The following is a 25435-nucleotide window of genomic DNA, read 5'->3' on the forward strand; positions in this document are numbered from 1 at the left end:
TTTTAAGGCCGTCTGAAAATATTTCAGACGGCCTTTATCAGTTAATCGATCCGCAACCTTAAGGGCGGTATTCGGGCATCACGCCGTTGGGCAGCAGCTGCCACACATAGCCCCTGTGTTTCTGTTTGCCCGCCACTGCACCGGCTTCGTCGCCGTAGCCCCAGAAATAATCCACCCGCACCGCGCCTTTAATTGCGCTGCCGGTGTCTTGCGCCATAATCAGGCGGTTGAGGGCGTAGTTGTTGGCGGGGTGGACGGTGGCCACGAACAGCGGTGCGCCCAGCGTGATGTAGTGGCGGTCGATGGCGCCGGCATATTGGCCCATCAGCGGGGTGCCGAGTGCGCCGACGGGGCCGTCGTCATTGCCGGGCAGCGGGCGGAAGAATACGTAGCTGGGGTTTTGCCCCAACACTTCGGCCAGTTTCTGCGGGTTGCGGCGCATATATTCTTTGATGCCCTGCATGGTGGTTTGCGCCAGCGGCAGGTAGCCTTTGTCGGCCATGTAGCGGCCTATCGAAACGTAGGGGTATTCGTTTTTGTCGGCATAGCCCACGCGGATATATTTGCCTTCGGGGGTTTTCAGACGGCCGGAGCCTTGGATGTGCAGGAAAAACAATTCCACCGGGTCTTCGGCGTAGCCCAATACCGGCGCTTTGCCGTCGAGCGCGCCGCCGTTAATCTGGGCGCGGGTGTAATACGGCACGAAGCGGCTGCCTGCGAAACGGCCTTTCAGGGCGCGGGTGCGCTCGCTGACGGGGAACTGGCCGAGATTGGCCGAATATGGGCCGTTGGCATCGATCACGCCTTTGTTGGGGCCGGTTTGGCGGATGCGCACGGTGCTTTTGCTGTTGCGCAGGTTGGCGGGCAGATCGACCGAAATGAAGTCGTTGGGAATGCCGTAGATGGGAAAGCGGGCTTTGCCGGTGCTTTTCGAGTCGCCCAAGAGCACGGGTTCGTAATAGCCGGTGATGGTGCCGCCCAAATTGCCGTTGGCGCTTACCTGCCACGGGGTGAAATATTGCTCGAAAAAGGCTTTGGCTTCGGCGTTTTTATAGGGCGTTTGCGCGGCTTGGGCGCACACGTTGCGCCAGTTTTGCTGTGCTTGCAGTTTTTCGCAGCCGAGGCGGAACGAGCGCAGGCTGTCGGCGAAGTTTTGCTCGTTCCATTGCGGCATGGCGCTGTGGGGCACGACTTTGTAGCTGGCACCGCCGCCGGGGGTGTGCACGAAACCTTGCGGCGAAGGCATGCCGGCGGGCAGCGGCCGGCCCTGCGTTACCGGCGGGGCGGGCGGTTGCTGCACCGGCGGCACACTTGGCCCGGGCTTGCTTTTTTTGGTGCCGCAGGCGGCTAAAACGGCGGCGGTGATGCCCAACAGGGCGATGCGGTAAAAGGTTTTGCGGTTCATATGTGTTGTGTGATAAGGCCGTCTGAAACGGCGGGTTTCAGACGGCGTGGTTTTAAAAAGTTCGGAATAAGACAGACATTTTTGCCGCTGCGCGGTTCCCCGTTTAAGCGGTTTTCGGCCTGCCCCGAAGCAGAAACGGTGGCATTCTAACATAGAATCAAAGGGCTAGATTTTGGAAGTGGCAATCTTTGCATGCTTTGTATGTTGCCGCAGGCCGTCTGAAAACCCAATCGTCGCCATACTCAGGCTTGACCCGGGTATGGCTTGATATTTGCAGCACCCAATAAACCCAAACGCATGGTATTGCCGGTTATTCGAAACCTAACGGCAACCGCGCTCCCTCCCCTGTGGGGGAGAGCCGGGGAGAGGGCCAAACGCCTGCTGTCCGGAAAACAGTTGGTTAAAACCCGCCAAGCCCTCTCCCTAACCCTCTCCCACGGGAGAGGGAATAAGCGGCCGGTGAAATGACTTTTCAGGCAGCAAAACAATAATATCCGGAACACTTTGCCCAGCTAAAGCATGACGTAGAGGTTTGAAAATGCCGGCATGATTTGCCAAGCTTCCAAACTGATTTTGTATCGTTATCTCACCGGCAAACCCGCCCAGCCGAAAGCTTCGGCCACCCGCTGCCATTGTTCGCCTGCATCGGCGCGCACGGTAACGGTTTGGCCGTTTTCGGGGCTTTGGAACACCAGTTCGCGTGCGTGCAAAAGCAGGCGGGTGGCGCCGGTGTGTTCGGCCACGGCGCGGTTTTGGGCGTTGTCGCCGTGGGTGGTGTCGCCCACGATGGGGTGGAAAATGTGTTTCAGGTGGCGGCGCAGCTGGTGTTTGCGGCCGGTGTGCGGGGTGAGTTCCAGCCACGAATAGCGCGAAGTGGCGTAGCGTTTGGCCGATTGGAAGGGCTGCTCGGTGAGGGCGAGGCAGCGGTAGTCGGTAACGGCGTTTTGGGCGGGTTTGCCGGGGTCGGCGAAAGGGTCGGCGATTTTGTCGGCCTCTTCTTTGAGCGGGTAGTCGATGTGGCCGCTGCCGCACAAATGGCCGCGCACCACCGCCCAATAGCGTTTTTGCACGTTTTTTTGCTCGAACTGCTGCGTGAGGGCGCGGGCGCTTTCTTTGTTGAAGGCAAACAGTAAAACGCCCGAGGTGGGGCGGTCGAGACGGTGGACGGGGAACACATGGCAGCCGGTTTGGTTGCGCAGGGTCTGCATCACGAATACGGTTTCGCGGCTGTCGAGCCAGCTTCTGTGCACCAGCATGCCGGCGGGTTTGTTGACGGCGATGCAGAGGCTGTCGCGGTAGAGGATTTCGAGCATGGTCGGGTTTTCAAGATTCACACCGGCATTTTAAAACAGATGTTTCTGAAATATCCGCCTTCTTTGCCCTCTCCCACAGGAGAGGGAATAATAAAGATAGCAGGCCGTCTGAAACCTTTCAGACGGCCTGCTTGCGTTCAAACGCAGCTTAAGCGCGTTTTTCGAGCACGGCCACGGCGGGCAGCTCTTTGCCTTCCAAGAATTCCAAGAAAGCGCCGCCGCCGGTGGAAATATAGCTGATTTGGTCGGTTACGCCGAATTTGGCAATCGCCGCCAGCGTGTCGCCGCCGCCGGCAATCGAGAAGGCGGGGCTTTCGGCGATGGCTTTGGCCAGCACTTCGGTGCCGCCGGCGAATTGGTCGAACTCAAACACGCCCACGGGGCCGTTCCACACGATGGTGCCGGCCTGTTTCAGGGCGGCGGCCAGCGCGGCGGCGGATTGGGGGCCGATGTCGAGAATCATGTCGTCTTCGGCCACGTCGTCGATGGCTTTAACGGTGGCTTCTGCGTCGGCGGCGAAGGCTTTGGCCACCACCACATCGGTGGGCAGGGGCACGCTGCCGCCTTTGGCGGCCATTTTTTCCATGATTTTTTTGGATTCTTCCACCAAATCGTGTTCGGCCAGCGATTTGCCGATGGGCTTGCCGGCGGCCAGCAGGAAGGTGTTGGCGATGCCGCCGCCCACGATTAATTGGTCAACCTTGTCGGCCAGGCTTTCGAGAATGGTGAGCTTGGTGGAAACTTTGCTGCCGGCCACAATCGCGGCCAGCGGGCGGGCGGGGGCTTTGAGGGCTTTGCCCAAGGCATCGAGTTCGCCCGCCATCAGCACGCCGGCGCAGGCCACGGGTGCGGCTTGGGCAACGGCTTCGGTGGAAGCCTGGGCGCGGTGCGCGGTGCCGAAGGCGTCGTTCACAAACACGTCGCACAGGGCGGCATAGGCTTTGCCCAGCTCCAAATCGTTTTTCTTTTCGCCTTTGTTGATGCGCACGTTTTGCAGCATGGCGATTTCGCCGGCTTTGAGCGCGGGCTTGTTGTCGCGCCAGTCGTTGAGCACTTTCACTTCTTTGCCCAAGAGGCCGCCCAAATGGGCGGCTACGGGGGCGACGTCGTCTTCGGGGTGGAATTCGCCTTCGGTGGGGCGGCCCAGGTGCGACATCACAATCACCGCCGCGCCGTTGTCCAGGCAGTATCGAATCGAGGCGAGCGAAGCACGGATGCGGGTGTCGTCGCTGATTTTGCCGTCTTTAAACGGCACGTTCATGTCGGCGCGGATCAATACGGTTTTGCCCTGCACGTTTTGTTCGGTGAGTTTCAAAAATGCCATGTCGGTTTCCTTTGCGGAGAATGGGAAAAATCGGGGTTTATTATGCGCGAAGAGCGGTTTGGGGTAAAGCCGCTGCGGTTGCGGGCTTGATTTGCGTCATGATTACAGGGGGTTACATGAAAAAGGCCAAGACCTTTGCAAACCGCTTAGGCCGTCTGAAACATCCAAATTATCGTCATTCCCGCGTAGGCGGGAATCCAGATGGAAATATTGAAGTATTGATTAAACAAATACTTGAATGCCAAGCGTCTGGATTCCCGCCTACGCGGGAATGACGGGTTTAAGCATTTCAGACGGCCTAAGCGGTTTGCAAAAATTTCAGGCCGTCTGAAAAGGCTGCGGGCCGTGCGCTGCGGTTATCTCAAGCCGAAAAACGCCAGCACGCTGTTGCCCCAACGCTCGAAATAATAGAGAAACAGCGCATAGCTTTCCTGCAATAAAAACTTGGTTTTTTTGCGCGATTCGCTGTAACGGGTGGTGGGCGTGCCCGAGGTGTAGGCGTTCAAATCCAAATCTTTGGCAATGGCGGCGGCGCGGGCGGTGTGGTAGGGGTCGCTGACGATGATGATGGTGCCGATGCCGTTGGTGCGCAGCAGCGGGCGCACGTTATACAGGTTTTCATAGGTGTTGCGCGATTTGTTTTCAAACAGGATGTCGCGCGCGGGCACGCCTTGTTTGAGGGCGTAGCGGCGGCCGACTTCGGCTTCGGTCATAAAGCCTTTTTTGGGGGTGCCGCCGGTGAACACCAGTTTTTCCACGCGCCCGCTCTGGTAAAGGGCGATGCCGTGGTTGATGCGCTCTTGAAACACGGGTGAGGGGCGTTTGTCCCATGCGGCCGCACCCAACACCACGGCGGCATCGGCGTGCACATAGGTGGGCAGGGTTTGGTTGCCGGTGCGGTAAACCGACCACACGCAGCAGGCGAATGCAAACGCCACCAGCAGCAGGCTTAAAACCAAGCCGTGCAGAAAGTGGTAGCGTAGGCCGTTGCGGCTGCGTAGGGCGGGTGTGTGCATAGGGTTTGCGGGTTGGTTTTTCAGGTTGGCGAAAGCCGGCGGGTTTTTCAGACGGCCTTTGCGGTTCAAACGGCAGGCCGTTTGAAAGGGTGGTTTTTACAGCAAGGCTTCGATGTTTTCCAGCGGTCTGCCTACCGCTGCTTTATCGCCCGCCACCACAATCGGCCGTTCTAAAAGCGCGGGGTGCTCGGCGATGGCTTTGAGCAGATCGTCGTTGCCCAGAGCGGGGTTGTCCAGCCCCAGTTCGCGGTAGAGCGCATCTTTCACGCGCATCATGCTGCGGGGCGAATCGGCGCCGAGCTTGGCGAAAATGCTTTGCAGCTCTTCGAGCGAAGGCGGGGTGTCGAGATAATTCACCACTTCGGTGTCTATGCCGCGCACGTTGAGCAGCGAAAGGGCGGCGCGGGATTTGCTGCAACGGTTGTTATGGTAGAGTGTAACGGTTTTCAGCATGGCAGTTCCTTAACATTTGAACGGTTTTTCTGATTGTAAACCAATCTTTACGCGTTGTTCCAGCCGCATTTTGAGTGAAATCATAAAGTTGGCAGGAAAAAGCAAATAGGCCGTCTGAAAGGTTACAATGCTGCCGAAATGGTTTTGAAAACGGGAAATACTTATGAAAATTTTATCCGCCCTGTTACTGGCCGCCGTGTGCGGCACCGCCGCCGCCGCCGAACTGCAAAGCTGGGACGGCAGCGCGCCGCAGCACACCGCGTCGCTCAAAGCGCCCGTGCGCATCATCAACCTGTGGGCAACCTGGTGCGCGCCCTGCCGCAAAGAAATGCCGGCCATGTCGGCATGGTATCAAAAGCAGAAAAAAGGCAGCGTGGATATGGTGGGCATCGCACTCGACAGCCGCGAAAACATCGCCAAATTCCTCAAACAAACGCCGGTGGCCTACCCGGTTTGGCGCTACACCGGCAACGACAGCCGCAGTTTTATGAAAGGTTTGGGCAACACCGTGGGCGGCCTGCCCTTTACGGTGGTGGAAGCGCCGAAATGCGCTTATAAACAAACGGTTTTGGGCGAGGTTACGGCGGCAAAGCTCGATCAGGCGTTGGCCAAGGCGCGGGCGAAATGCGGTTATCGTTAAACCACTTGTTTGGTAACAATATCATCATACTCGGGCTTGGCCCGAGTATTTTTTTGGGTTTCAGAAATTTTTAGGAAACGGAGATACTCGGATCAGGCCAGAGTATGACGCGTGTACTTTTTCTTAAGCGGATTCACTGAAGCGTTTGTTTTTCAGACGGCATCAGCCCAACAACAGCCCCTGCCCGAAAAACCCGCCTTTTTCAACGCCGGGCAAAACGAAGAAATAGCCGCCGCCGAACGGGCTGATGTATTCTTCGAGCGGCTCGAAATCAAGCAGTTTCTGCACGAAGATAAAGCCGTCGGCAAGGTTGGCCTGATAGCAGATAAACACCAGCCCCACATCCAGTTGGCCGTTTTTGGCCAGACCGCGCGAGTAGTTGAAAGGCCGTCTGAAAAGCCGGTGTTTTTTGAGAAATTCGGGGTTGCGCGGGTTGGCCAGGCGCATATGGCTGTCTTTGGGGATAGTTTTGCCCTCCGGGTCGCGCGCGTAATCGGGGGTGTCGTGCTCTTTTTTCATGCCCAACGGGGCGCCGCTGTATTTTTCGCGCCCGAAAATGGCTTCCTGCTCTTGCAGCGGAGTTCTGTCCCAAAACTCAACGAAATGGCGGATCAGCCGCACGGCCTGATAGCTGCCGTTTTTCGCCCATGCGGGTTCGTCCGAGCTGTTGGCGGCGATGCCCGTCCACAATACCTCACCGGCAATTTCAGAGTCTTGCACGTTCGGGTTGGCGCTGCCGTCGCGAAAGCCGAACAGGTTGCGGGCGGCGGTGCCCGGCTCGGTTTTGGGCAGAAAGCCGTCGATGCTCCAGCGGGTGGTGAGCAGTTGGGCGGTATGTTTGATGATGTCGCGCAGGGCGTTTTGGCAGGTTTCGGGGGTAAAGGCGCAAATCTGGATGCTGATGTCGCCGTCGCACCATTCGGGTTGGAGGCGGTCGTTGGGGAATTTTTTCATTTCCTGCAAATGTTTGGGCTTTTTGTCTGCCAGGCCGAAGCGTTGGTCGAACAGGCCGGCGCCCACGCCGATGGTAACGGTGAGGCCGTCGGGGCGGACGGTTTTGCCGAGTATGCCGCTGCCGGCGGGCGGCAGTTTGGCGTCGCCGTCGTTCAATTCGCCGCCTTGGGTGAGAAATTCGATGCGCGAAGTGAGAACGCGGAACAGGTATTCCAGCTCTTTGGCGTTTTTCACCGCCGCATCAAACGCGGCCATGATGCCGAACTGCTGGTGCGGGGTGGTGATGCCCGCCTGATGCGTGCCGTAGCAGGGGTAGCTTTGTTGGGAATGCTGCTGTTGCACGGTTTCCTGTTTGGTTTTGCCCTGTTTTTCGCCCCACACGAATCCGCCTGCGGCGGCGGCAATGCCGGCTGCGCCTGCGGCGGCGGCGGTTTTCAACAGGGTGCGTTTTCCGGGTTGGGCGGGCGGTTGGTTGTCCGGCATGGTTTTTCCTTGTTTATTTGGCGGCGGTTGGTTTCAGACGGCCTTATCGTTTTTCAAACAGCAGGTGCACGGTTTCGCGCTGCACCAAGCCGTTGCTTTTGCTTACCGCCCAATCGCTGCGGCGGGTTTCGGCTACGGTTTTAAGCGGCAGCGGGGCGGCAACGGCACGGATATCGGCGGCGTTATAGAGAGAAAAGCCGTAGGCGGCAAACGGCAGCGTTTCCATAAAGGCTCTTTCGCAAAAACTCAGGCACATTCTGCCGCCGCGTTTCAACACGCGGGCGCATTCGGCCAACATTCCGGCGGGATCGGGCCAGAAGTAAACGGTGTTGACACTGAACAGCATATCGAAACGGCCGTCTGAAAAAGGCAGCTTACCGCCGCCGTACAGGCAGTATTGCGCCAAACCTGCTTCGATGAATGCTTGGTTAAATCCGCAGGCTTCTCGATGCATGGCTTCGGAAACCTCCAAACCGGTGTAGTGAAGGTTTTCGTTTTGCGACAATATCCAGCCCAAGAGGCCGCCGTTGCCGCAACCGATTTCCAGCAGTTGGCTGCCTGCGCGGATTTGCAAGGTTTCGAGGCAGGCCGAAATCTGCGCGAGATTGCGCAGGTTCATTATCTGCCCGAAAGCCGCGGCTTCCTTGCCGTGCGGGCAGCGCAGTTGGGCAGCGGTTTGTTTGGGTGTTAAATCCATGATGCGGGCTGATCTCTGTTTCAGACGGCCTCAAGCTGCTTTAAAGGCCGTCTGAAAAGGTTGGATCAAACAAAAATCAGTTCAAACCCAAAGTACCGCGCAGTTGCGCCAAATCTTCGGCCAAGGCGTTAATCGGGGCTTGCAGGGTTTTGCGGTCGGCTTCGCTGAGTTTGTCGTAGGTTTCAAAGCCGTTTGCGGTTTTGTATTTCGCCAGAATTTCATTAATCTGCTTGAAATTGGCATCGGTTTTATCGAGCAGCGCCTGATTTTTCTCGGCAATCATCGGGCGGAACAGCTCGACGATTTTCTGCGAGCCGTCAACATTGGCCTGGAAGTCGCTCAAATCGGTGTGGCTGTAACGGTCTTCTTCGCCGCTGATTTTGGTGGCGGCCACTTCTTCCATCAGCACGGCGGCACCGCCCACAACCTTGCTCGGCGGGAAGGTGAGCGCGTCGATTTCGGCTTGCAGTTTTTTCACGTCGGCTTCGAGTTTGCCGGCTGTTTCTTTCACGCCGTCGGTGGATTTTTCAACCCACAAGGCGTGTTCGATGCGGTGGAAGCCGGTGAATTCCGGGTCTTTCGGGCCTTGTTTGTAGTCGTCTTCACGCGCATCGATGGCGGGGTCGAGTTCGTTGAACAGTTCGGCAATCGGCTCTATGCGTTCGTAGTGGGTGCGGGTGTCGGCAAACAGCGATTTGGCTTTTTCCACTTCGCCCGCTTTGACGGCGGCAACGAAAGCGGTGGTTTTGGCAACCAACTCTTTGGCTTCGGCCTGAACATAGGTTTTATAGTCGGCCAACGGCTGGGCGAGTTTGGTCAAATCGGCTTCGCCGCCCGCCTGCTTGAAGCCGCTGTCGGTTACGGTGAGCTTGCCGCGCGGGTTGTTTAAGAGGCCGCAGGTCATGGCATATTCGCCGGGCAAGAGGGTAACGGTCATTTTATCGCCGAGGCCGGGGGCGATGTTTTCACGTTCGTCCACCACCATCACGCCTTTCAGAATTTCCCATTCTAGCTTGCGGCCGCTGTTGTTTTTGATGTTGAACACCACTTTGCCGCTGGGCACGCTCAATTCCATCGGTTCGCAGGCGGCATCGTTCACGGCCACGTTGACCGAGCCGTCGGCATTGACGGCGGGCGCGGCCGATGTGCCGGACGCAGCGGCGGTTTGCTCGGCTTCGGGCGGCTGGCAGCCTGCCAAAGCGAACGCCAACAACACGGACAAAGCAAGAATGTTTTTTTGTTTCATATCGATACCTCTTTTCTGTTGAAAGAAATTATTTTGATTCGCTATTGGGAAACCGCCGGTTTGCCGTCGCGCAGAAACCAATACATCACGGGAACCAGATACAGCAGCCACACCAGCACTTCGCCCTGCGTGGGGTGGTCGGTGTAGCCGAAAAAGCCGCCGAGCAGCACACCCAGCGGGCTGTCTTCATGCAGGATATGGGAAATGTCGAACACAATGGTTTGCAGGCGGTTCCACACGCCCGCTTCGTGCAGCGCGCGCAGCGAACCGGCCAGAAGCCCTGCGGCCACTACAATCAGAAACGCGCCGGTGATGCGGAAAAACTTGGCCAGGTTCAAGCGCATACCGCCGCGGTAAACCAGCGCGCCGACGGCAACGGCCGCCAGCAAACCCGCCACCGCGCCGGCGGGCATACGCCACGAGGGGCTTTGCTGGAACACGGCGAGCAGAAAAAACACGCTCTCCAAACCTTCGCGCGCCACCGCCAAAAACGCCATGCCCACCAGCGCCCAGCCGCTGCCGCCTTTGTTTAGGGCCGTCTGAACCGAATCTTCAAGCTGCCGCTTCATCGAACGGGCGGCTTTTTTCATCCACAGCACCATATAGGTGAGCATGGCCACCGCCACCAAGCCGATAACGCCCACCACCAATTCCTGCTGCTTTTGCGGAATCTCGCCGGTGGCGGTGTGGATGGCCAACCCCAGGCCCAAGCACATCAGGGCTGCCGCAACCACACCGAGCCACACTTTCGGCATCAGGCGGCCGTTGCCCGACTGGTGCAGGAAACCCGCCACAATGCCCACAATCAGCGCGGCTTCGATGCCTTCGCGCAACATAATCAGAAAAGCGATATAGGCTTAACATATTCTTGCCGGTAGATGGTTGAGTTATATTCCTGTTTTAATATTAATGCAAATAGTTTTTATTTTCTAAAATTTGTTGAATAATTAAAAAGATTAAAGGCCGTCTGAAACTATTTCAGACGGCCTTTAATCTTCAGATTGGTGGTTTGTGTTATTTGGATTCGGGCCGAAACCGGCCTGAAAACGGGGGTGATTCAGCGTTTTTTTTGATTGGTGTTTTTGCTGCCTTTGGGCTTTTTATCGGCGGCGGCCAGGCGGGCGGCAACGAATTCGACCATTAAGTCTTTCTTTTCCCAAAAAAACGTTTGCATTTTTTCGAGCGGGTAGATTTTGCGCACCATGGCGGGCAGGCCGTTGTGGATAATCGCGGCTACGTTGCGGTTGAGCGCTTCATTGTCCATCGCGGTTTTCAAATCGGTGTTTTGGCCGTCGAGATAGGCTTGCAGCTCTTTTTTCACGCCACCGTGGATTTCGAATTGTTTGATCATTTGGGTTTTCCTTTCCGTAAAATGCGGCGCCATTTTAGCAAAAATAATGGCTTTTTAAACAAATCTTAACTATTTGGCCGGTTTTTAGGGCTACAATATGTCGGTTATTTTCCAAAGGCCGTCTGAAATGTATTTGTGGTTCAAACTGCTGCATGTGTTTTTCATTATTTCGTGGTTTGCCGGGCTGTTTTACCTGCCGCGCATTTATGTGAACCTCGCCCAAGTCGAGGCGGGCAACCGCGGCGAATACTTGCGCCTGTTGGGCATGGCCGAGCGTTTGTTTAAGTTTATGACGCCGCTGGGCATCGGTGCGGTGCTGACAGGCTTTGTGATTCCGTTTGTTACCGGCTGGTGGGGCATGGGTTGGGTGCACACCAAAGTAACGCTGGGCGTGGTGCTGTTGGGCTATCATTTTTATTGCTACCGCCTGCTGCTTGATTTTCAAGACAACCGCAACCGCTATTCGCACAAATGGTTCCGCGTGTTTAACGAAATCCCTGTAGTGATTATGGTTGCCGCGCTGTATTTGGTGGTGTTCAAACCGTTTTAACCGTTGAGGCCGTCTGAAAAACATGACTATCGAAATCGAACGCCGTTTCCTTTTAAAAAACAACAATTGGCGCGCGCTGGCGGGCGAGCCGGAAACCATGCGGCAGGGTTATCTGAGCGTGGAAAAAGAGCGCACCATACGCGTGCGCATCATCGGCAACCGTGCGTGGCTCACGCTCAAAGGCTATATTTCGGATGTTGCCCGCAGCGAGTTCGAATATGAAATCCCGCTGCCGCACGCCGAAACGATGATGCAGACCATGTGTCCGTTTAAGCTCGAAAAGCGGCGTTATAAAATCGACTATCGGGGTTTTGTGTTTGAAATCGACGAATATTTCGGCGAAAACGCGCCGTTAATCGTGGCGGAGCTGGAATTGCCGAACGAAGATGCGGCGTTTGCCAAGCCGGAATGGTTGGGCGAGGAAATCACTTCTGACGGCAAGTTTACCAATGCTTATCTGAGCAAACATCCGTATTCGGAGTGGGGCGGGCGTTAGGGTTTGCCGCAAAAAACAAAGGCCGTCTGAAAACTTTTCAGACGGCCTCGGTTTAATGCGGCGCGTATTACGGTTGGGCGGCAGCGGGGTCTTGCGGCAGCGGTGCTACCGGCGTGCCTTCGGCAGGCGCGGCGGCGGGGGCGGGTTCGCCGGCCGGTGCGGCCATCGGATCAACGGGAGCGGGTGCCGGCGCAGCGGGGGCGGCCGGTGCGGGGGTTACGCTGTCGGCCACATAAACAAATTTCGTGCGGTCGTCTTTTTTGGCAGACAATTTCACGCCTTGGTATTGCACTTCCTGCAAGCCGGGGAACGCGCCCTGCTCGCCGCCGGTTTGCGGCATATTTTCGGCAGAGGCAAAAGAAGCGGCGGCAGCGGCCAGAGCGGCGAAAGTTAAAGCGGTTTTTTTCATCATTCATCCTTTCGGTTCGGTTTATCTGTTCATAAGCTGTAGTTTGACGGCGGGCCAGTGCGAGAGTTTTTCGGCATACGGTTAAGGGCGGGTTAATAAATAACAGATTAACGAAATAAAACCGCTGTTTTGAGAAATTGTGTAAAAATATGACGTTAAATGCGGGAATGTGTGAATAAACCCCGGGGCCGTCTGAAAACCGTGTTTTGCCCTGCCCGTTTTTTGAACCGGATATACCACGCCCGCCGTATAATCCGCCCTCCAACCCATGCGAAAGCCTTCAGAATGACCACCCAATCCGACAAATTCAACGCGCTCTTTTTCTCGGTATTTTTTCTGTTTGCCGGTTTCGGCCTGTTTCTCAACTCGGCGGGTGTGGAGCTTTCGCAAATGGGTGTGAACAACACCGCCATCGGCGTGTTGAATGCCGCTTTCTTCGTGGGCGCGGCGTTAAGCGCGGTGGCCGCGCACCGCGTGGTGTCGGGCGTGGGGCATATCCGCAGCTTCAGCGTGTTTGGCGCGGTGTTTGCCATTGCGGCGCTGGGGCATTTGATGACCGACAATCTGTGGGTGTGGGGCGCGCTGCGGGTGGTGCTGGGTTTCTGCTATTACAGCCTGCTGATGATTGTGGAAAGCTGGTTTGCCGAGCGCAGCACCGCGGCGGCGCGGGCGAAGGTGCTGGCTTTGTATAACGTGGTGTATTACATCTCGTTCACCGCCGGTATCGCGCTGTTGAGCTTCAAACTTTCCAGCAACGAAATCTTCACGGTTTCGGCGATGATGGTGATGGCGGCCATGCTGCCGGTGGCACTCACGCGGCTGCATGCGCCCGAGCTGCCGCCGCGCCAGCGCATCAGCCTGCCGCGCCTGTTTGCTATCGCGCCGTTGGCGCTGGTGGGCAGTTTTACGGCGGGTTTGCTGATGAACGGTTTTTTCACGATGGCATCGGTGTTTCTGCTCAAGCAGGGTTTTGACGTGCGGCAGATTTCGTTTTACCTGATGACGGCGATGGTGATGGGTTTCGCCGCGCAGCTGCCGGTGGCGAAACTTTCCGATCGCTACGGCCGCCGCGCCGCCATTTTGGCCTGTTCGCTGGTGTCGGCCGCAGGTGCGGCGGCGGGCATCGGGCTGATGCTGGCGGGCATCACTGCCGCATGGGTGCAGTATGCGGTGGCGTTTATGTTCGGCATCGGCCTGTTTACGCTTTATGCTTTGAGCGTGGCGCGCGCCAACGACCAGCTGCCCAACGAAATGAGCACGGTTGAAGTGAGCCGCAGCCTGCTGTTCAGCTACGGCATGGGTTCGATGCTGGCGCCGATATTGCTGGGTTTGGTGATGGACCAGGCCGAACGCTATGGTTTTTATGCTTATTTTGTTGTGTTTGCCGCGCTGCTGGCTGTGTTTGCAAAACAGCAGCAGGCGGTGCCGGAAGACAAACGCAGTATGCACGTGAACATGCCAGCCGCCGCCGGTCCCGTGATTGCCGACCTCGACCCGCGCAACGACAGCGGTGTACTCAAGCCGTTCGACGAGGCCGAAGCGCAAGCCTATGCCGAAGAGCTGGCGCGCGAAGCACAGGCGGATGCGCCGCAGCAGCAGGATACGCAGAATCCGGCCGGTTAGCTTGGGGTTTAAGGCCGTCTGAAATATCCGGCCGCCGTCATACCCGAGCCAAGCCCGGATACGGGGCAGAAGTTTAAAATACCGATATGGCTTGCAAAGCTTGAGGCCGTCTGAAAGTTTTCAGACGGCCTCAAGCTTTGCAAAGGTTACGGTTTGTTTGAACCGCACGCCGGTTATTCGTAAACCTTCAGCAGTTCCACTTCAAACACCAAAGTGGCGTTGGGCGGAATCACGCCGCCGGCGCCGCGCGCGCCGTAGCCCATTTCGGGCGGAATGGTCAGCTTGCGTTTGCCGCCTTCTTTCGTGCCGCCGAAACCTTCGTCCCAGCCGGCAATCACTTGGCCCACGCCCAGCGTGATGGTGAGCGGTTGGCGGCGGTCGAGGCTGGAATCGAATTTGGTGCCGTCTTCCAGCCAGCCGGTGTAGTGCACGGTGATTTCTTTGCCTTTCACGGCTTCTTTGCCGTGGCCGGTTTCGATATCTTCAATAATCAGGCTCATGGTTGTGCTTTCTATAATCGGATTGGGGCGGCAAGCATAACATAAAAACGGGTGTCAGTTGCCCACGCATTGGTGCAGCGGAAAGCGGCTTTTGCCGGCGCGCAGGTTTTTCTTTTTTTCGTAGCGGTTCCACGCTTTTTCGTGAAAATAAAACACAAACGTGTTGGCCAGCGGCTCGATTAACGCCACCGCGCCCGAAATGCCGATGCTGCCGGTTAAGGCGTAGGCTACGCCGAATGCCACGCCGAAGTGTAGAATGGCGAAAGTGATGGTTTTCAACATGGTGGGTTCCTTTAAGAGCCTAATAAGAGGCCGTCTGAAATGATATTGATTAGCATCATAGCGGGGCGGCGGCGGTTAAGAAATTTGATTCTGCCAATATTTAATTAGCTAAATTTAATCAGATTAAAATATTCAATAGCAAAGGATAATTATGGAAACATTGAAAGTTGTTGCGCTCGACCGCGACACACTGGCGGACAAGCCGTTTGGCTTTGATTTCAAACACGAATTGGCCGAATACGGCAACACCGAGCCGCAAAATACGGCAAAACGCCTTCAAGGCGCGCAGGTTGTGATTACCAACAAAGTGGTGATTGATGCCGGGCACATCGCCGCCAACCCGCAATTGAAACTGATTGCGGTGGCGGCCACAGGCGTAAACAACGTTGATGTGGCGGCGGCCAAAGCAGCGGGCGTGGCGGTGTGCAATATCCGTGCCTACGGCAACGATTCGGTGGCCGAACACGCATTTATGCTGATGATTGCCCTGATGCGCAACCTGCCCGCCTATCAGCGCGATATTGCCGCCGGCGTGTGGGAGCAGTCGCCGTTTTTCTGCCATTTCGGCGCGCCCATGCGCGATTTGAACGGCAAAACGCTGGTGATTTTCGGACGCGGCGGCATCGGCGTCACGCTGGCCGATTATGCCCGCGCATTCGGTATGGAAGTGTTGTTCGGCGAACACAAACACGCTAACGGCGTGCGCGAAGGATATGTGGCGTTTGACGAAGCCATCCGCCGTGCCGACGTTATTTCGCTGCACTGCCCGCTCACGGAGCAAACCGCAGGCATGATAGGCGAAGCCGAGCTGCAACAGATGAAGCCCGGCGCGGTTTTGGTGAACTGCGCGCGCGGCGGCTTGGTGGACGAACACGCGTTGATGGCTGCGTTGAAATACGGCACGCTGGGCGGGGCGGGCTTCGACGTGCTCACCGAAGAGCCGCCGCGCAACGGCAACCCGCTGCTCAAAGCGCGCCTGCCCAACCTGATTGTTACGCCGCATATGGCTTGGGGCAGCACCGAAGCCCGCCACCGCCTGTTTGATATGTTGGTGGAAAACATCAACCGTTTTGCAGCGGGCAGGCCGCAGAATCTAGTTTGAACGCTGCTGTTCGGCTATTATCCCGTCATGCCCGGATCAAGCCCGAGTATGACGGCAAATAAGTGTTTGCAGGGCATCAAAACAGTTTTGCAAAGCATCAGGCCGTCTGAAAAACATAAAATCCATACGGCCGGCCGCCAAATAATCAGATTTGAAATAAACAATTTGTTTATTGTCATAGACAGAATAAAATATACCGTTTATCATTATTTGAAACCGCTTATATTCATTTTTGATTATTTGACAACGATAATAAAGGGAGATACCGTGGCCGGTTCATATTCACTCTACCGCTGCGCCATTTTAGCCACTTCCAGCAGCATGCTCGACAGCATACTCGACCGCAACAGCCCGATCCATATGCTGCGCCTGACCGTACAGATAGGCGGGCAAACTTATGCCGAAGGCTTGGACTTGAAAGCCGAAGCGTTTTACGATCGGATGCGCGCCTACCCCGAAGAAAAAATCGCCACTTCGCCGCCCGATATGCAAAGCCTGCTCGATACTTTCCAATATCTGAAATCGCAGGGTTATGAAGAAGCCATTGTTACCACCATCAGCGGCAAACTAAGCGAAAGCGCCGCCGTTATCCGCCGGGCGGCAGAAGTAATGGAAGGCACGCTGAAGATTCATGTGGTCGACACCGGCACCACTTGTATGCCCGAAGGCTTCTTCGCCCTTGAAGCCGTGCGCCTGCTCAAAGCGGGAAAAACGGCCGAAGAAGTGGTGGATTATCTCGAAAGGCTGAAACCGCGCTGTGAAATCCTGTTCGGTGTGCATTCGCTGACACAACTCATCAAAACCGGCGGCCTGCTGCGTATGGGCGCGGCGTTTAACGATTGGCTGGGTTTGAAAACCGTTTTGCGTTTCAACCACAAAGGCACGTCGCATCTGGCCAGCGTGCAGGACGACGAACAATTGATAGAGCGCCTGATTGAAGCCATTATCGTGATGACGGTCGACAAAAACCCCGCACATCTGGTGATGTCGGGCGGCTACTGCGGCGATTACCAACTCTATCAGCGTTTCGCCCGCAAGCTGCACGCCAAAACCGGCCTGCATTTGGAACACGGCATACCCGTTTCGCCCGTGGTCGGCGCTTATTTGGGCCTAAACGCCGTGGGTGTGGGCATTGTGGAGCGTTTGCCGGAATAAATGGGAAAACGGCGGTAAGCCAGGGTGTCGTGAGGGTTTAAGTTATTTTGCAGTAAGGGCTTTATCAAATATTTCAGGCCGTCTGAATATTTTTCAGACGGCCTGAAATATTTGTAAAAATTATGCCTAAGCCATACGAACCAACTGAATAAAAAGTACACATGTCATACTCGGATCAAGCCCGAGTATGACGACGGTTGGGTATTTCAGACGGCCTCAAGATGGTTTCGCAAAGGTATCAAGGAATAAAAATACCCTAAGCCCGAGTATGACGAAAAGGTTGCCAAACAAATGGTTTTGCCTTGTGCGGTTTATTTGATCACCCCGCAGGCCATGCGTGCGCCGCCGCCGCCCAAGGCGGCGGGTTGGTCACTGTAATTATCGCCGCCGGCGTGAATCATCAGCGAGTGCCCGCGCAGGCTGTTGATGTTTTTGATGCGCGGGGCAACCACGGGTTGGATATGGCCGTTTTCGGCCACGGCCAATGCAGGCAGGTCGCCTAAATGTCCGCCGTCATCCCACGGGCCTTTGTGGGCGCCGGTTTTTTTCGGGTCCCAGTGTCCGCCGGCGGCCATGCCGGCCGTTAGTTTGCCGTTGCTTTCGGCTGGGGCGCAACTGGGTTTTTCGTGAACGTGAAAACCGTAGATTCCGGCTTTCAAGCCTTGCAGTTTGGGGGTGAATACCGCGCCGTATTTGCTTTGGCTGATGCGGATTTCACCGATCGGGGCGTTGCCTTTTTCGATGTCGAGCCGCGACACAGGCACGATGATGTCGGTTTGGGCGTAGGCGCCGAAAGAAGCGGCGCAAAGTAAAGCGGCGAGCAGTTTTTTCATGGGATTCTCCTTATCGGTTTGGGGTAGCGGGCCGGTTTCATAAAAACGGATCGGTGTGAACCCGGCACGAACTGTTGTGTAAGACATCGGTTTAGACGGGCGGCAGCGGTAAAACTTACGGCTCGGTTTTTTGACCGGGCCGGTGTTGTTTTTTAAACCGGCTGCGGGGAGCGGTGTTTGGCAGGTGTTCCGCCTTAATTGTATTCAGACGGCCTGATTAGGTTAAAGTTCAAACGAATCAATTTGTTGTAGATTTATTCCGCACCGCGCTTTTCTACCGCCAGCACCACGGCGTTGTTGCCGTTGATTTGAAACTTTACACCGTAGGCCGAAATATCCATTGCATACACCCGCTCGGGAATATCCTGATAGGCGGGGCGCGGGTCTTGGGCGATGCTTTGACCGATTAAGTCGCGCTCGGCCTGGGTGAGATGCTCCGCGCCACAGCCGGGCAGCCAGCTTACCGACAATTCGTTTGGCTTGGCGGCGGCGAAACCGCCTGCGGCATCGGGTTTGGCTTCCACAAACGGAATATAGGGCTTGATATCGACGACGGGCGTGCCGTCGAGCAGGTCGGCGCCGCTGCAATACAGGCGAACGGGGCGGGCGGTTTCGATGCGTTCGAGCTTCAGCAGCGACAGGCCGAGATGGTTGGGCCGGTGCGGGCTGCGGGTGGCAAACACGCCCATTTTCTGTTTGCCGCCCAAGCGCGGCGGCCGCACCAGCGGCGACCAGCCTTCGTTTAAAACGTCGTGGAAAATAAAGCTGATCCACACATAATCGAAATTTTCCAAACCGCGCACGCTGTCGGCGGAAAAAGCCGGCTCAAGCTCGATGCACACTTCGGCGGCAGGCACGAGGCCGGGCTGGCGGGCAACGCCGAATTTCTGCTTGTAGGGGGAATGCACGGTGGCGATGGGGGTGATGGTGTGTTGCATAAGGCCGTCTGAAAAGCCGTTGGAAAGGCGCATCATAACACCGTTATCGGTTTCAGACGGCCTTTGCTATAATGGCGGCTGCTGAAAACCGAGAGCCTGTTTATATGATAGTGTCGATAGACGTTGATGCCCAGAAAACCTTTTCGCCGTTGTGCCCGAATGAGCTGCCGGTGGTTGAAGGCGATACGATTGTGGCGGAGCTGAATGCGCAGGCTGCATTGGCGGATTTGCGGGTGATGACGAAAGACGCGCATAGCCCCGCTGCCAAATGGCTGGTGGCGGATGCGGCCGATATGCTCAAGCCCACCGGCCTGCCCGAAGCCGATGTTACCTGGGTTTCCCACGCGATTGTGGGCAGCAGGGGCTACGAGCTGCTCGACGGCCTGCCCTCGGCCAAAGAATACGATTATTGCGTATGGAAAGGCGTCGACCCCGAGTTCCACCCTTACGGCGCCTGTTTTCACGATATCGGCGAAAAGCTCAGCACGGGGTTGCTCGAATGGTTGCGCAGCAAAGGGGCAGAAATCATTATTGTGGGCGGATTGGCCACGGATTATTGTGTAAAAACAACGGTTTTGCAGCTTTTAAAAGGCGGCGGCTGGAAAGTGGTCGTGAATGCGGCAGCATGCCGGGGCATCGCGCCTGAAACCGTGGAAACGGCATGGAACGAAATGATAGATGCCGGCGCGGTGGTGTTGGAAAACGCCGATGCGATTTCAGATTATATTAAAAATCAATAGTTTGATTGTGTTCCACGTGAAACATGACGGTTATTGACGGATTTGGCGCAATGAAAATACTGTTGGTAAGGCTCTCGAGCATGGGCGATTTAATCCACACACTGCCTGCGGTGAGCGATTTATCGCGTATGCGCCCCGATGTGGAACTGCATTGGTTGAGCGAAGCGGGTTTTGCCGACATCGCCCGTCTGCATCCGTTTGTGAAAGAAGTGCACGCGATGCGCTGGCGGCAATGGCGCAAACAATTGAACCGGGCGGAAACATGGTGCGAAATAGGCCGTCTGAAAAACGTTTTGCAACGGCAGCAATTCGATTTTGTGTTAGACAGCCAAGGATTGATGAAGAGCGCGCTGTTTGCGAAAACTGCCAATGCGCCTGTGAAAGGCTTGGATTTCAACAGCGCGCGCGAACGTTGGGCGGCGCTAACCTATAACCAAACTTATGCCGTGCCCAAGGGCAGAGATGCCGTTTGGCGCAACCGCGCTTTGTTTGCACAGGCATTCGGCTACGAAATGCCCGCCGAGCAGCGTTTCGGTTTGGTAGTGCCGCCGGAAGGCCGTCTGAACAATCTGCCCGAACATTATTACGTTGCCCTGCACGCCACCAGCCGCGACAGCAAACTGTGGCCGCAGGATTGTTGGCTCAACTTATTGCAAAAGCTGTATGATGGCAGCGGCAGCCCCGTTTACCTGCCGTGGGGTAACGAAGCGGAAAAACTGCGGGCGGAAAACATCGCTGCCAAACTGCCGTTTGCCCGCGTGTGCGACAAACTGAACCTGTTGCAGGCCGCCTTCCTGCTTGATAATGCCGCCGGCGTGATCGGCGTGGATACCGGCCTGCTGCACCTTGCCAATGCGCTGGATACGCCTGTTGTCGGCATCTATACCGATACCGACCCGGCAAAAACCGGCGTACAGGTTTCGCCGTGGGCGGTGAATCTCGGCAATGTGGCGCAGATTCCTGATGCGGAAGATGTGTATCAGAGCTTGTTATCATGTATTCGGGCCAAATCCGAGGCCGTCTGAAAAATGAAAGCAGGGCTGCCATCATGCCGTTTTCAGACGGCCTGTGTAGTTTCCCGATATTTGCCATACATCATATAAATGCTTGAGAGCAATTACTTTAATTCGGGTATAATCCCTATTCTGTTTGGCGGTGCGAGCCGTTTTTGCAGAACGGACGTTTTGTTTTTTCTGCAAAAACCGTTTAACCGATTACTGCCGGAAGCCCGGCTCAAGGAGAGTTTATGAAAGCACTGGTTGCCGTAAAACGAGTGGTGGATTACAACGTTAAAGTCCGCGTAAAAGCCGACGGTTCGGATGTGGATATCGACAATGTCAAAATGTCGATGAACCCGTTTGACGAAGTGGCCGTAGAAGAAGCCGTGCGCCTGAAAGAAGCAGGCAAGATCAGCGAAATCGTGGCCGTGTCGTTGGGCGGCAAAAAAAGCGAAGAAACCCTGCGCACCGCTTTGGCAATGGGTGCCGACCGTGCCGTTCATGTGGAAACCGATGCCAAACTGGAGCCGCTGGCGGTAGCCAAACTGCTGAAAGCCGTTGCCGACAAAGAAGTGCCGCAGCTTTTATTGCTGGGCAAACAGGCCATTGACGACGATGCCAACCAAACCGCGCAAATGCTGGCCGCCCTGCTCGGCGCCGCGCAAGGCACGTTTGCCTGCAAAGTGGTGCTGGAAAACGATGAAGTGCTGGTTACCCGCGAAGTGGACGGCGGAGAAGAAACGCTGGCTTTGAAACTGCCTGCCGTAATCAGCGCCGATTTGCGTTTGAACGAGCCGCGTTTCGTAAAACTGCCCAATATCATGGCAGCCAAGAAAAAGCCGCTCGAAAAAACCACGCTGGCCGATTTGGGTGTGGACATCAGCCCGAAAACCAACGTTGTGAAAGTTGCCGAGCCTAAGCCGCGCCAAGCCGGCATCAAAGTAGGCAGCGTTGCCGAACTGGTTGAAAAATTGAAAAACGAAGCCAAAGTTATTTGAGAAGGGGTGAGACATGAGCGTTTTAATTATTGCAGAACACAATAACCAACAGTTAAACCCCGCCACCCTGCACGCCGTTACCGCTGCCGCCAAACTCGGTGAAGTGCATATTCTGGTGGCCGGCAGCAATGCTGCCGCAATAGCCGAATCTGCCAGGCAAATCAACGGCGTAACTAAAGTTTTGCTGGCAGATGCCCCTTATTACGGCGAAGCGCTTGCCGAAGAAATTACCCCGTTGGTGGTAAAGCTGGCCGGAGATTACCGGTATATCGGCGCCACCGCCACCGCTTTCGGTAAAAACCTGCTTCCCCGCATTGCCGCCCTGCTCGATGCGCCGCAGATTTCTGATTTAACCGAAGTTGTTGATAATAAAACATTTATCCGGCCTATTTATGCAGGTAATGCTTTTGAAACCGTGCAGAGCGATGCGCCGAAACTGGTGCTCACTTTCCGCGCCACCTCATTTGATGCGGCAGAAAACGGCGGCAATGCCCAAATACAAACAGTAGAAGCCGCGCCTGCACAAAACCTGAGCCGTTTTGTGAAACGCGAACTCACCCAATCTGACCGCCCCGAACTCACCCAAGCCAAAGTGGTAGTGGCCGGCGGGCGGGCGCTGGGCAGCGCCGAACAGTTCAATGCCCTCCTTATGCCGTTGGCCGATATTTTCGGCGCTGCTATCGGTGCATCCCGCGCCGCCGTCGATGCCGAATATGCCCCGAACGACGCCCAAGTGGGCCAAACCGGCAAAGTGGTCGCCCCGCAACTCTATTTTGCCATCGGTATTTCCGGCGCCATCCAGCACACCGCCGGCATGCAGGACAGCAAAGTAATCGTAGCGATAAACAAAGACCCGGATGCTCCTATTTTCAGCGTGTCCGATTACGGTATTGTCGGCGACCTGTTCGACATCGTGCCGCAATTAACCACAGCCCTAAAAAGTTGAACGTTTCACGTGAAACAATATATTCCAGATGTTATTGTAAAAGCCGAGCATCAGTTGTTAATAGATGCTCGGCTTTTATTGAAATCAAGTTGGTATACAAAATTTTCATCTGGTAGTGCTGCAACTATGAGTTTCAGATGGCGCAACAGCGACTGGCCGTAGCCTCCTCTCTCATCTCGTAGTGCTACAATGCAAGGACACAGCTGCCTTGCATAGCAGGTGTTGTAGCTTCCTCTCTCATCTCGTAGTGCTACAATCGAGGGCAAGGGCAATCTGCCGCTGAGTAAGTTGTAGCTTCCTCTCTCATCTCGTAGTGCTACAATAACAAGGGCTGGCTGCACCCCAACGGCCACGTTGTAGCTTCCTCTCTCATCTCGTAGTGCTACAATCTGCCACTCGGCCAAATCGTTGCGTTGGCCGTTGTAGCTTCCTCTCTCATCTCGTAGTGCTACAATTTTTATCCACGTTGTAAATATCAAGCTGGCGTTGTAGCTTCCTCTCTCATCTCGTAGTGCTACAATGACGGCAGCAGTTGCCATCTGGCGTATGGTGTTGTAGCTTCCTCTCTCATCTCGTAGTGCTACAATTCCTTTCATTGGTTTGCGGCTGCGTCCAGCGTTGTAGCTTCCTCTCTCATCTCGTAGTGCTACAATGTTTTGTTCGGCGGCTCGCAAGCGTTTCAAGTTGTAGCTTCCTCTCTCATCTCGTAGTGCTACAATTCGTATAGTGCCAATACGCGCTTCAATCTGGTTGTAGCTTCCTCTCTCATCTCGTAGTGCTACAATTACTACTACTACCGCTACTACTACTACTACGTTGTAGCTTCCTCTCTCATCTCGTAGTGCTACAATTTTTTTGGTTTCCATGCTGATGCCTTTCGGGTTGTAGCTTCCTCTCTCATCTCGTAGTGCTACAATCATCTTTTTCCGGGTGGCTGATGGTTATCAGTTGTAGCTTCCTCTCTCATCTCGTAGTGCTACAATCCAGAATTTTCAGGGTGGCGCCGGTCATGCGTTGTAGCTTCCTCTCTCATCTCGTAGTGCTACAATCTGCGTGATATGCCATTGCGCTCGATTACGGTTGTAGCTTCCTCTCTCATCTCGTAGTGCTACAATCGATATGTTTACCGACCCCGCAGACGTGGAGTTGTAGCTTCCTCTCTCATCTCGTAGTGCTACAATTACCTGCTTTCAACCCAGCCTTTATCGGTCGTTGTAGCTTCCTCTCTCATCTCGTAGTGCTACAATCAGATGACGCTATGATATGCGGCGTGGTGAGTTGTAGCTTCCTCTCTCATCTCGTAGTGCTACAATTTCGGGTTCGGGCGTTACGGTGTAATAGGCGTTGTAGCTTCCTCTCTCATCTCGTAGTGCTACAATTTTGCGTATTTTTCAGGCTGTTTCGTGCGAGTTGTAGCTTCCTCTCTCATCTCGTAGTGCTACAATCCGCCGATACGGTAGATAACTTAACCGCTAGTTGTAGCTTCCTCTCTCATCTCGTAGTGCTACAATTATTACCGCTACTCCTGCTACTGCTGCTACGTTGTAGCTTCCTCTCTCATCTCGTAGTGCTACAATGCCGTTTTTAACGTAGTCTTTGCACATTTCGTTGTAGCTTCCTCTCTCATCTCGTAGTGCTACAATACTCAAGCCTGAAATCCTTATTTGATAAGGATTTCAGGCTTTTTTATCGTTTTTAAAACCACGCTAAAATAGTAATAATTGGTCGGCATTGACCTTTTTTTCACGGGGTTTGGGCTCGCCAATCAGCATAATCATGCCTGCAAATTGCTTTTCAGTTACCTCTAAATAGCGTACTTGGCCTTCTTCGGGTAGGTGTGCTTTCAATCGATTGTGGTGTTTCTGCAACGCATCACGGCCGCGTACGATGCGGGAGTAAACGGATAATTGCAGCATTTGATAACCGTCTTTTTGCAGAAATTGACGGAATTGGTTGGCGGCTTTGCGTTTTTCCGCAGTGGTTACAGGTAGGTCGAAAAATACGATTAAGCGCATAAATTTGGCCTCACTCATAATCTTGTACCTTTAAAGGAAGCATCTCGGGGAGTTTCAAGTTTTTTGAGTTGCCGGTTAGGGCTGCCTGAAAAGATTGAACGGTACGATCGATTGCTGCCAAGAGAGAGTAACTGCGACCATCTAGTTTGATTTGACAATGCAGCAGCGACACTAACTTTTGTTTGATTTTCGGCGTAAGTATGCCTGGCAGTTCGTCTGCAAGCCGGCTTTCCCATACCAGTAAATCCACTAGCGGGCGGTAAGGTTCGATAAAGTCATAGGCCAGATTGAAGGCATTCAATTCGCTGCGGTGTTGAAGCCCGAGTGCGGGTAAAAAGCCATATTGAACCAAAGATCGGGAAACGGCGGAACGCACGATACTGTAACCGTAATTCAGACAGGCATTGACGGCATTGTCGTGGCTGCGGGCGAACTGGTCGCCGAAGAGTACGCGGAAATACAGTGCGGCGGCCTGACTTTCGGCAAAGTCTTTATCACCGGATTTAACGCCGTCGGCCAATGCGTTCAGACGGCCTGCGGCGATATCGTGTCCGCTATAATCCAGCAGCCAAGCCTGATTGCGGATTTTCTGTTTGACAATCTGCTGCCAAAGTTGTTTTTTATGCGGCAGAGACATTTCCATCTGGTATTTCAGGATTTTCAGGCTGCGGTGATATTGGGCGAACGGCAGCCATTGCCCGCAGGGTAGAAACTGTTCATCGCAGGTGAGTAGGGTTACACCGTATTGCGCCAGTGCTGATAAAAGCGGGGCTGTAAGCACTACTTCGCGTGCTTCGACCACAATCACGGCAATATCTTCCAATGGCACGGGAATAATGTCGTCTTGTTGAATCAGCAAATGATTTTGTTGTAACGACAGGCGGGCAGGTTTGCTGATTAAAATACTGCGCCAAGTCATCGGATTATTCTCCTTGATAAAAAACAGACTACCTGAAACAGTTCAGATA

The 25435-nt window shown here is 55.0% G+C and carries 27 protein-coding genes and 1 CRISPR repeat array; of the genes, 10 read left to right on the top strand and 17 right to left on the bottom strand.

Annotation, left to right across the window (positions count from 1 at the left end; all coding sequences use genetic code 11):
• Nucleotides 1-58: 58 nt before the first annotated feature.
• From mltA to arsC, 5 genes are all read right to left on the bottom strand, one after another.
• The gene (gene mltA, locus H3L92_RS11445; RefSeq protein ID WP_085365287.1) at nucleotides 59-1405 is read right to left on the bottom strand and encodes a murein transglycosylase A; all 1347 of its coding nucleotides are present in this window, start codon (nucleotides 1403-1405) and stop codon (nucleotides 59-61) included.
• Nucleotides 1406-1986: 581 nt separating this feature from the next.
• On the bottom strand, nucleotides 1987-2718 hold the full coding sequence (truC, locus tag H3L92_RS11450) for a tRNA pseudouridine(65) synthase TruC (RefSeq protein WP_085365286.1): 732 nt from the start codon (nucleotides 2716-2718) through the stop codon (nucleotides 1987-1989).
• A 148-nt stretch (nucleotides 2719-2866) separates the two neighbouring features.
• Entirely contained in the window at nucleotides 2867-4042 is a 1176-nt protein-coding gene (locus H3L92_RS11455) for a phosphoglycerate kinase (protein ID WP_085365285.1), read from the bottom strand.
• Between the two features lie 356 nt (nucleotides 4043-4398).
• Nucleotides 4399-5058, bottom strand: a complete 660-nt coding sequence (locus tag H3L92_RS11460; protein ID WP_085365330.1) for a YdcF family protein — start codon at nucleotides 5056-5058, stop codon at nucleotides 4399-4401.
• 96 nt (nucleotides 5059-5154) lie between these two features.
• On the bottom strand, nucleotides 5155-5511 hold the full coding sequence (arsC, locus tag H3L92_RS11465; protein WP_085365284.1) for an arsenate reductase (glutaredoxin): 357 nt from the start codon (nucleotides 5509-5511) through the stop codon (nucleotides 5155-5157).
• Nucleotides 5512-5674: 163 nt separating this feature from the next.
• Between arsC and H3L92_RS11470 the strand changes: the two genes are divergently transcribed.
• Entirely contained in the window at nucleotides 5675-6151 is a 477-nt protein-coding gene (locus H3L92_RS11470) for a TlpA disulfide reductase family protein (protein ID WP_085365283.1), read from the top strand.
• Nucleotides 6152-6313: 162 nt separating this feature from the next.
• Here the strand turns inward: H3L92_RS11470 and efeB are convergent, their stop codons facing one another.
• From efeB to H3L92_RS11495, 5 genes are all read right to left on the bottom strand, one after another.
• Nucleotides 6314-7588, bottom strand: a complete 1275-nt coding sequence (gene efeB / locus H3L92_RS11475; RefSeq protein WP_085365282.1) for an iron uptake transporter deferrochelatase/peroxidase subunit — start codon at nucleotides 7586-7588, stop codon at nucleotides 6314-6316.
• 43 nt (nucleotides 7589-7631) lie between these two features.
• A complete protein-coding gene (locus H3L92_RS11480; RefSeq protein ID WP_085365281.1) occupies nucleotides 7632-8285 on the bottom strand; it encodes a class I SAM-dependent methyltransferase in 654 nt (217 codons plus the stop codon).
• A gap of 76 nt (nucleotides 8286-8361) precedes the next feature.
• Nucleotides 8362-9531 (bottom strand): iron uptake system protein EfeO, encoded by a 1170-nt coding sequence (gene efeO, locus H3L92_RS11485; protein WP_085365280.1) that lies wholly within the window; start codon nucleotides 9529-9531, stop codon nucleotides 8362-8364.
• Between the two features lie 41 nt (nucleotides 9532-9572).
• On the bottom strand, nucleotides 9573-10367 hold the full coding sequence (gene efeU, locus H3L92_RS11490) for an iron uptake transporter permease EfeU (protein WP_115336242.1): 795 nt from the start codon (nucleotides 10365-10367) through the stop codon (nucleotides 9573-9575).
• A 221-nt stretch (nucleotides 10368-10588) separates the two neighbouring features.
• A complete protein-coding gene (locus H3L92_RS11495; RefSeq protein ID WP_085365278.1) occupies nucleotides 10589-10882 on the bottom strand; it encodes a hypothetical protein in 294 nt (97 codons plus the stop codon).
• 127 nt (nucleotides 10883-11009) lie between these two features.
• Between H3L92_RS11495 and H3L92_RS11500 the strand changes: the two genes are divergently transcribed.
• Nucleotides 11010-11432 carry a CopD family protein gene (locus H3L92_RS11500; protein ID WP_085365277.1) on the top strand — a complete coding sequence of 141 codons (423 nt, stop codon included), beginning with the start codon at nucleotides 11010-11012 and terminating at the stop codon, nucleotides 11430-11432.
• A 22-nt stretch (nucleotides 11433-11454) separates the two neighbouring features.
• Complete coding sequence (locus H3L92_RS11505; protein WP_085365276.1) at nucleotides 11455-11928, top strand: CYTH domain-containing protein; 474 nt, start codon at nucleotides 11455-11457, stop codon at nucleotides 11926-11928.
• Nucleotides 11929-11995: 67 nt separating this feature from the next.
• Here the strand turns inward: H3L92_RS11505 and H3L92_RS11510 are convergent, their stop codons facing one another.
• Nucleotides 11996-12340 (bottom strand): hypothetical protein, encoded by a 345-nt coding sequence (locus tag H3L92_RS11510; protein ID WP_176579719.1) that lies wholly within the window; start codon nucleotides 12338-12340, stop codon nucleotides 11996-11998.
• A 282-nt stretch (nucleotides 12341-12622) separates the two neighbouring features.
• On the opposite strand from H3L92_RS11510, the gene H3L92_RS11515 reads away from it, so the two are divergent.
• Complete coding sequence (locus tag H3L92_RS11515) at nucleotides 12623-13960, top strand: MFS transporter (RefSeq protein ID WP_085365274.1); 1338 nt, start codon at nucleotides 12623-12625, stop codon at nucleotides 13958-13960.
• Nucleotides 13961-14133: 173 nt separating this feature from the next.
• On the opposite strand, the gene H3L92_RS11520 is transcribed toward H3L92_RS11515, so the two are convergent.
• Together H3L92_RS11520 and H3L92_RS11525 are read right to left on the bottom strand one after the other, a co-directional pair.
• Nucleotides 14134-14460: an FKBP-type peptidyl-prolyl cis-trans isomerase gene (locus tag H3L92_RS11520; protein WP_085365273.1), complete on the bottom strand. Its 327-nt coding sequence runs from the start codon at nucleotides 14458-14460 to the stop codon at nucleotides 14134-14136.
• Between the two features lie 54 nt (nucleotides 14461-14514).
• A complete protein-coding gene (locus tag H3L92_RS11525; RefSeq protein ID WP_085365272.1) occupies nucleotides 14515-14742 on the bottom strand; it encodes a DUF2061 domain-containing protein in 228 nt (75 codons plus the stop codon).
• 151 nt (nucleotides 14743-14893) lie between these two features.
• On the opposite strand from H3L92_RS11525, the gene H3L92_RS11530 reads away from it, so the two are divergent.
• Together H3L92_RS11530 and H3L92_RS11535 are read left to right on the top strand one after the other, a co-directional pair.
• On the top strand, nucleotides 14894-15844 hold the full coding sequence (locus H3L92_RS11530; RefSeq protein ID WP_085365271.1) for a D-2-hydroxyacid dehydrogenase: 951 nt from the start codon (nucleotides 14894-14896) through the stop codon (nucleotides 15842-15844).
• Between the two features lie 267 nt (nucleotides 15845-16111).
• Nucleotides 16112-16999 (top strand): DegV family protein, encoded by an 888-nt coding sequence (locus tag H3L92_RS11535; RefSeq protein WP_158088141.1) that lies wholly within the window; start codon nucleotides 16112-16114, stop codon nucleotides 16997-16999.
• Nucleotides 17000-17310: 311 nt separating this feature from the next.
• Here the strand turns inward: H3L92_RS11535 and H3L92_RS11540 are convergent, their stop codons facing one another.
• Nucleotides 17311-17832 carry a superoxide dismutase family protein gene (locus H3L92_RS11540; RefSeq protein ID WP_085365269.1) on the bottom strand — a complete coding sequence of 174 codons (522 nt, stop codon included), beginning with the start codon at nucleotides 17830-17832 and terminating at the stop codon, nucleotides 17311-17313.
• Nucleotides 17833-18086: 254 nt separating this feature from the next.
• Entirely contained in the window at nucleotides 18087-18770 is a 684-nt protein-coding gene (gene tsaA / locus H3L92_RS11545; RefSeq protein ID WP_085365329.1) for a tRNA (N6-threonylcarbamoyladenosine(37)-N6)-methyltransferase TrmO, read from the bottom strand.
• A 104-nt stretch (nucleotides 18771-18874) separates the two neighbouring features.
• Between tsaA and H3L92_RS11550 the strand changes: the two genes are divergently transcribed.
• The 4 genes from H3L92_RS11550 (at nucleotide 18875) to H3L92_RS11565 (ending at nucleotide 22452) form a co-directional block, all read left to right on the top strand.
• Nucleotides 18875-19510 carry a nicotinamidase gene (locus tag H3L92_RS11550; RefSeq protein WP_085365268.1) on the top strand — a complete coding sequence of 212 codons (636 nt, stop codon included), beginning with the start codon at nucleotides 18875-18877 and terminating at the stop codon, nucleotides 19508-19510.
• A 50-nt stretch (nucleotides 19511-19560) separates the two neighbouring features.
• A complete protein-coding gene (gene waaC, locus H3L92_RS11555; RefSeq protein ID WP_085365267.1) occupies nucleotides 19561-20535 on the top strand; it encodes a lipopolysaccharide heptosyltransferase I in 975 nt (324 codons plus the stop codon).
• 221 nt (nucleotides 20536-20756) lie between these two features.
• Complete coding sequence (locus H3L92_RS11560) at nucleotides 20757-21506, top strand: electron transfer flavoprotein subunit beta/FixA family protein (RefSeq protein ID WP_085365266.1); 750 nt, start codon at nucleotides 20757-20759, stop codon at nucleotides 21504-21506.
• Between the two features lie 13 nt (nucleotides 21507-21519).
• Complete coding sequence (locus H3L92_RS11565) at nucleotides 21520-22452, top strand: electron transfer flavoprotein subunit alpha/FixB family protein (RefSeq protein WP_085365265.1); 933 nt, start codon at nucleotides 21520-21522, stop codon at nucleotides 22450-22452.
• A 155-nt stretch (nucleotides 22453-22607) separates the two neighbouring features.
• Nucleotides 22608-24095: a CRISPR direct-repeat array (repeat unit 36 nt; unit sequence GTTGTAGCTTCCTCTCTCATCTCGTAGTGCTACAAT).
• A gap of 63 nt (nucleotides 24096-24158) precedes the next feature.
• Here H3L92_RS11565 and cas2 read toward each other — a convergent pair.
• Together cas2 and cas1 are read right to left on the bottom strand one after the other, a co-directional pair.
• Nucleotides 24159-24485 (bottom strand): CRISPR-associated endonuclease Cas2, encoded by a 327-nt coding sequence (gene cas2, locus H3L92_RS11570; RefSeq protein ID WP_085365264.1) that lies wholly within the window; start codon nucleotides 24483-24485, stop codon nucleotides 24159-24161.
• Nucleotides 24478-25386, bottom strand: coding sequence for a type II CRISPR-associated endonuclease Cas1 (gene cas1, locus H3L92_RS11575; RefSeq protein WP_085365263.1), 909 nt, complete (start codon nucleotides 25384-25386; stop codon nucleotides 24478-24480). Before cas1 ends, cas2 begins: the two co-directional genes overlap by 8 nt.
• Between the last annotated feature and the right edge of the window lie 49 nt (nucleotides 25387-25435).

This window comes from Neisseria dentiae, from assembly GCF_014055005.1.
Taxonomy (GTDB): domain Bacteria; phylum Pseudomonadota; class Gammaproteobacteria; order Burkholderiales; family Neisseriaceae; genus Neisseria; species Neisseria dentiae.

What these genes read in the sequence shown, in the direction of transcription:
- mltA (WP_085365287.1), bottom strand. Translation starts at nt 1,405, where the DNA reads ATGAACCGCAAAACCTTTTACCGCATCGCCCTGTTGGGCATCACCGCC.
- truC (WP_085365286.1), bottom strand. Translation starts at nt 2,718, where the DNA reads ATGCTCGAAATCCTCTACCGCGACAGCCTCTGCATCGCCGTCAACAAA.
- H3L92_RS11455 (WP_085365285.1), bottom strand. Translation starts at nt 4,042, where the DNA reads ATGGCATTTTTGAAACTCACCGAACAAAACGTGCAGGGCAAAACCGTA.
- H3L92_RS11460 (WP_085365330.1), bottom strand. Translation starts at nt 5,058, where the DNA reads ATGCACACACCCGCCCTACGCAGCCGCAACGGCCTACGCTACCACTTT.
- arsC (WP_085365284.1), bottom strand. Translation starts at nt 5,511, where the DNA reads ATGCTGAAAACCGTTACACTCTACCATAACAACCGTTGCAGCAAATCC.
- H3L92_RS11470 (WP_085365283.1), top strand. Translation starts at nt 5,675, where the DNA reads ATGAAAATTTTATCCGCCCTGTTACTGGCCGCCGTGTGCGGCACCGCC.
- efeB (WP_085365282.1), bottom strand. Translation starts at nt 7,588, where the DNA reads ATGCCGGACAACCAACCGCCCGCCCAACCCGGAAAACGCACCCTGTTG.
- H3L92_RS11480 (WP_085365281.1), bottom strand. Translation starts at nt 8,285, where the DNA reads ATGGATTTAACACCCAAACAAACCGCTGCCCAACTGCGCTGCCCGCAC.
- efeO (WP_085365280.1), bottom strand. Translation starts at nt 9,531, where the DNA reads ATGAAACAAAAAAACATTCTTGCTTTGTCCGTGTTGTTGGCGTTCGCT.
- efeU (WP_115336242.1), bottom strand. Translation starts at nt 10,367, where the DNA reads ATGTTGCGCGAAGGCATCGAAGCCGCGCTGATTGTGGGCATTGTGGCG.
- H3L92_RS11495 (WP_085365278.1), bottom strand. Translation starts at nt 10,882, where the DNA reads ATGATCAAACAATTCGAAATCCACGGTGGCGTGAAAAAAGAGCTGCAA.
- H3L92_RS11500 (WP_085365277.1), top strand. Translation starts at nt 11,010, where the DNA reads ATGTATTTGTGGTTCAAACTGCTGCATGTGTTTTTCATTATTTCGTGG.
- H3L92_RS11505 (WP_085365276.1), top strand. Translation starts at nt 11,455, where the DNA reads ATGACTATCGAAATCGAACGCCGTTTCCTTTTAAAAAACAACAATTGG.
- H3L92_RS11510 (WP_176579719.1), bottom strand. Translation starts at nt 12,340, where the DNA reads ATGATGAAAAAAACCGCTTTAACTTTCGCCGCTCTGGCCGCTGCCGCC.
- H3L92_RS11515 (WP_085365274.1), top strand. Translation starts at nt 12,623, where the DNA reads ATGACCACCCAATCCGACAAATTCAACGCGCTCTTTTTCTCGGTATTT.
- H3L92_RS11520 (WP_085365273.1), bottom strand. Translation starts at nt 14,460, where the DNA reads ATGAGCCTGATTATTGAAGATATCGAAACCGGCCACGGCAAAGAAGCC.
- H3L92_RS11525 (WP_085365272.1), bottom strand. Translation starts at nt 14,742, where the DNA reads ATGTTGAAAACCATCACTTTCGCCATTCTACACTTCGGCGTGGCATTC.
- H3L92_RS11530 (WP_085365271.1), top strand. Translation starts at nt 14,894, where the DNA reads ATGGAAACATTGAAAGTTGTTGCGCTCGACCGCGACACACTGGCGGAC.
- H3L92_RS11540 (WP_085365269.1), bottom strand. Translation starts at nt 17,832, where the DNA reads ATGAAAAAACTGCTCGCCGCTTTACTTTGCGCCGCTTCTTTCGGCGCC.
- tsaA (WP_085365329.1), bottom strand. Translation starts at nt 18,770, where the DNA reads ATGCAACACACCATCACCCCCATCGCCACCGTGCATTCCCCCTACAAG.
- H3L92_RS11550 (WP_085365268.1), top strand. Translation starts at nt 18,875, where the DNA reads ATGATAGTGTCGATAGACGTTGATGCCCAGAAAACCTTTTCGCCGTTG.
- waaC (WP_085365267.1), top strand. Translation starts at nt 19,561, where the DNA reads ATGAAAATACTGTTGGTAAGGCTCTCGAGCATGGGCGATTTAATCCAC.
- H3L92_RS11560 (WP_085365266.1), top strand. Translation starts at nt 20,757, where the DNA reads ATGAAAGCACTGGTTGCCGTAAAACGAGTGGTGGATTACAACGTTAAA.
- H3L92_RS11565 (WP_085365265.1), top strand. Translation starts at nt 21,520, where the DNA reads ATGAGCGTTTTAATTATTGCAGAACACAATAACCAACAGTTAAACCCC.
- cas2 (WP_085365264.1), bottom strand. Translation starts at nt 24,485, where the DNA reads ATGAGTGAGGCCAAATTTATGCGCTTAATCGTATTTTTCGACCTACCT.
- cas1 (WP_085365263.1), bottom strand. Translation starts at nt 25,386, where the DNA reads ATGACTTGGCGCAGTATTTTAATCAGCAAACCTGCCCGCCTGTCGTTA.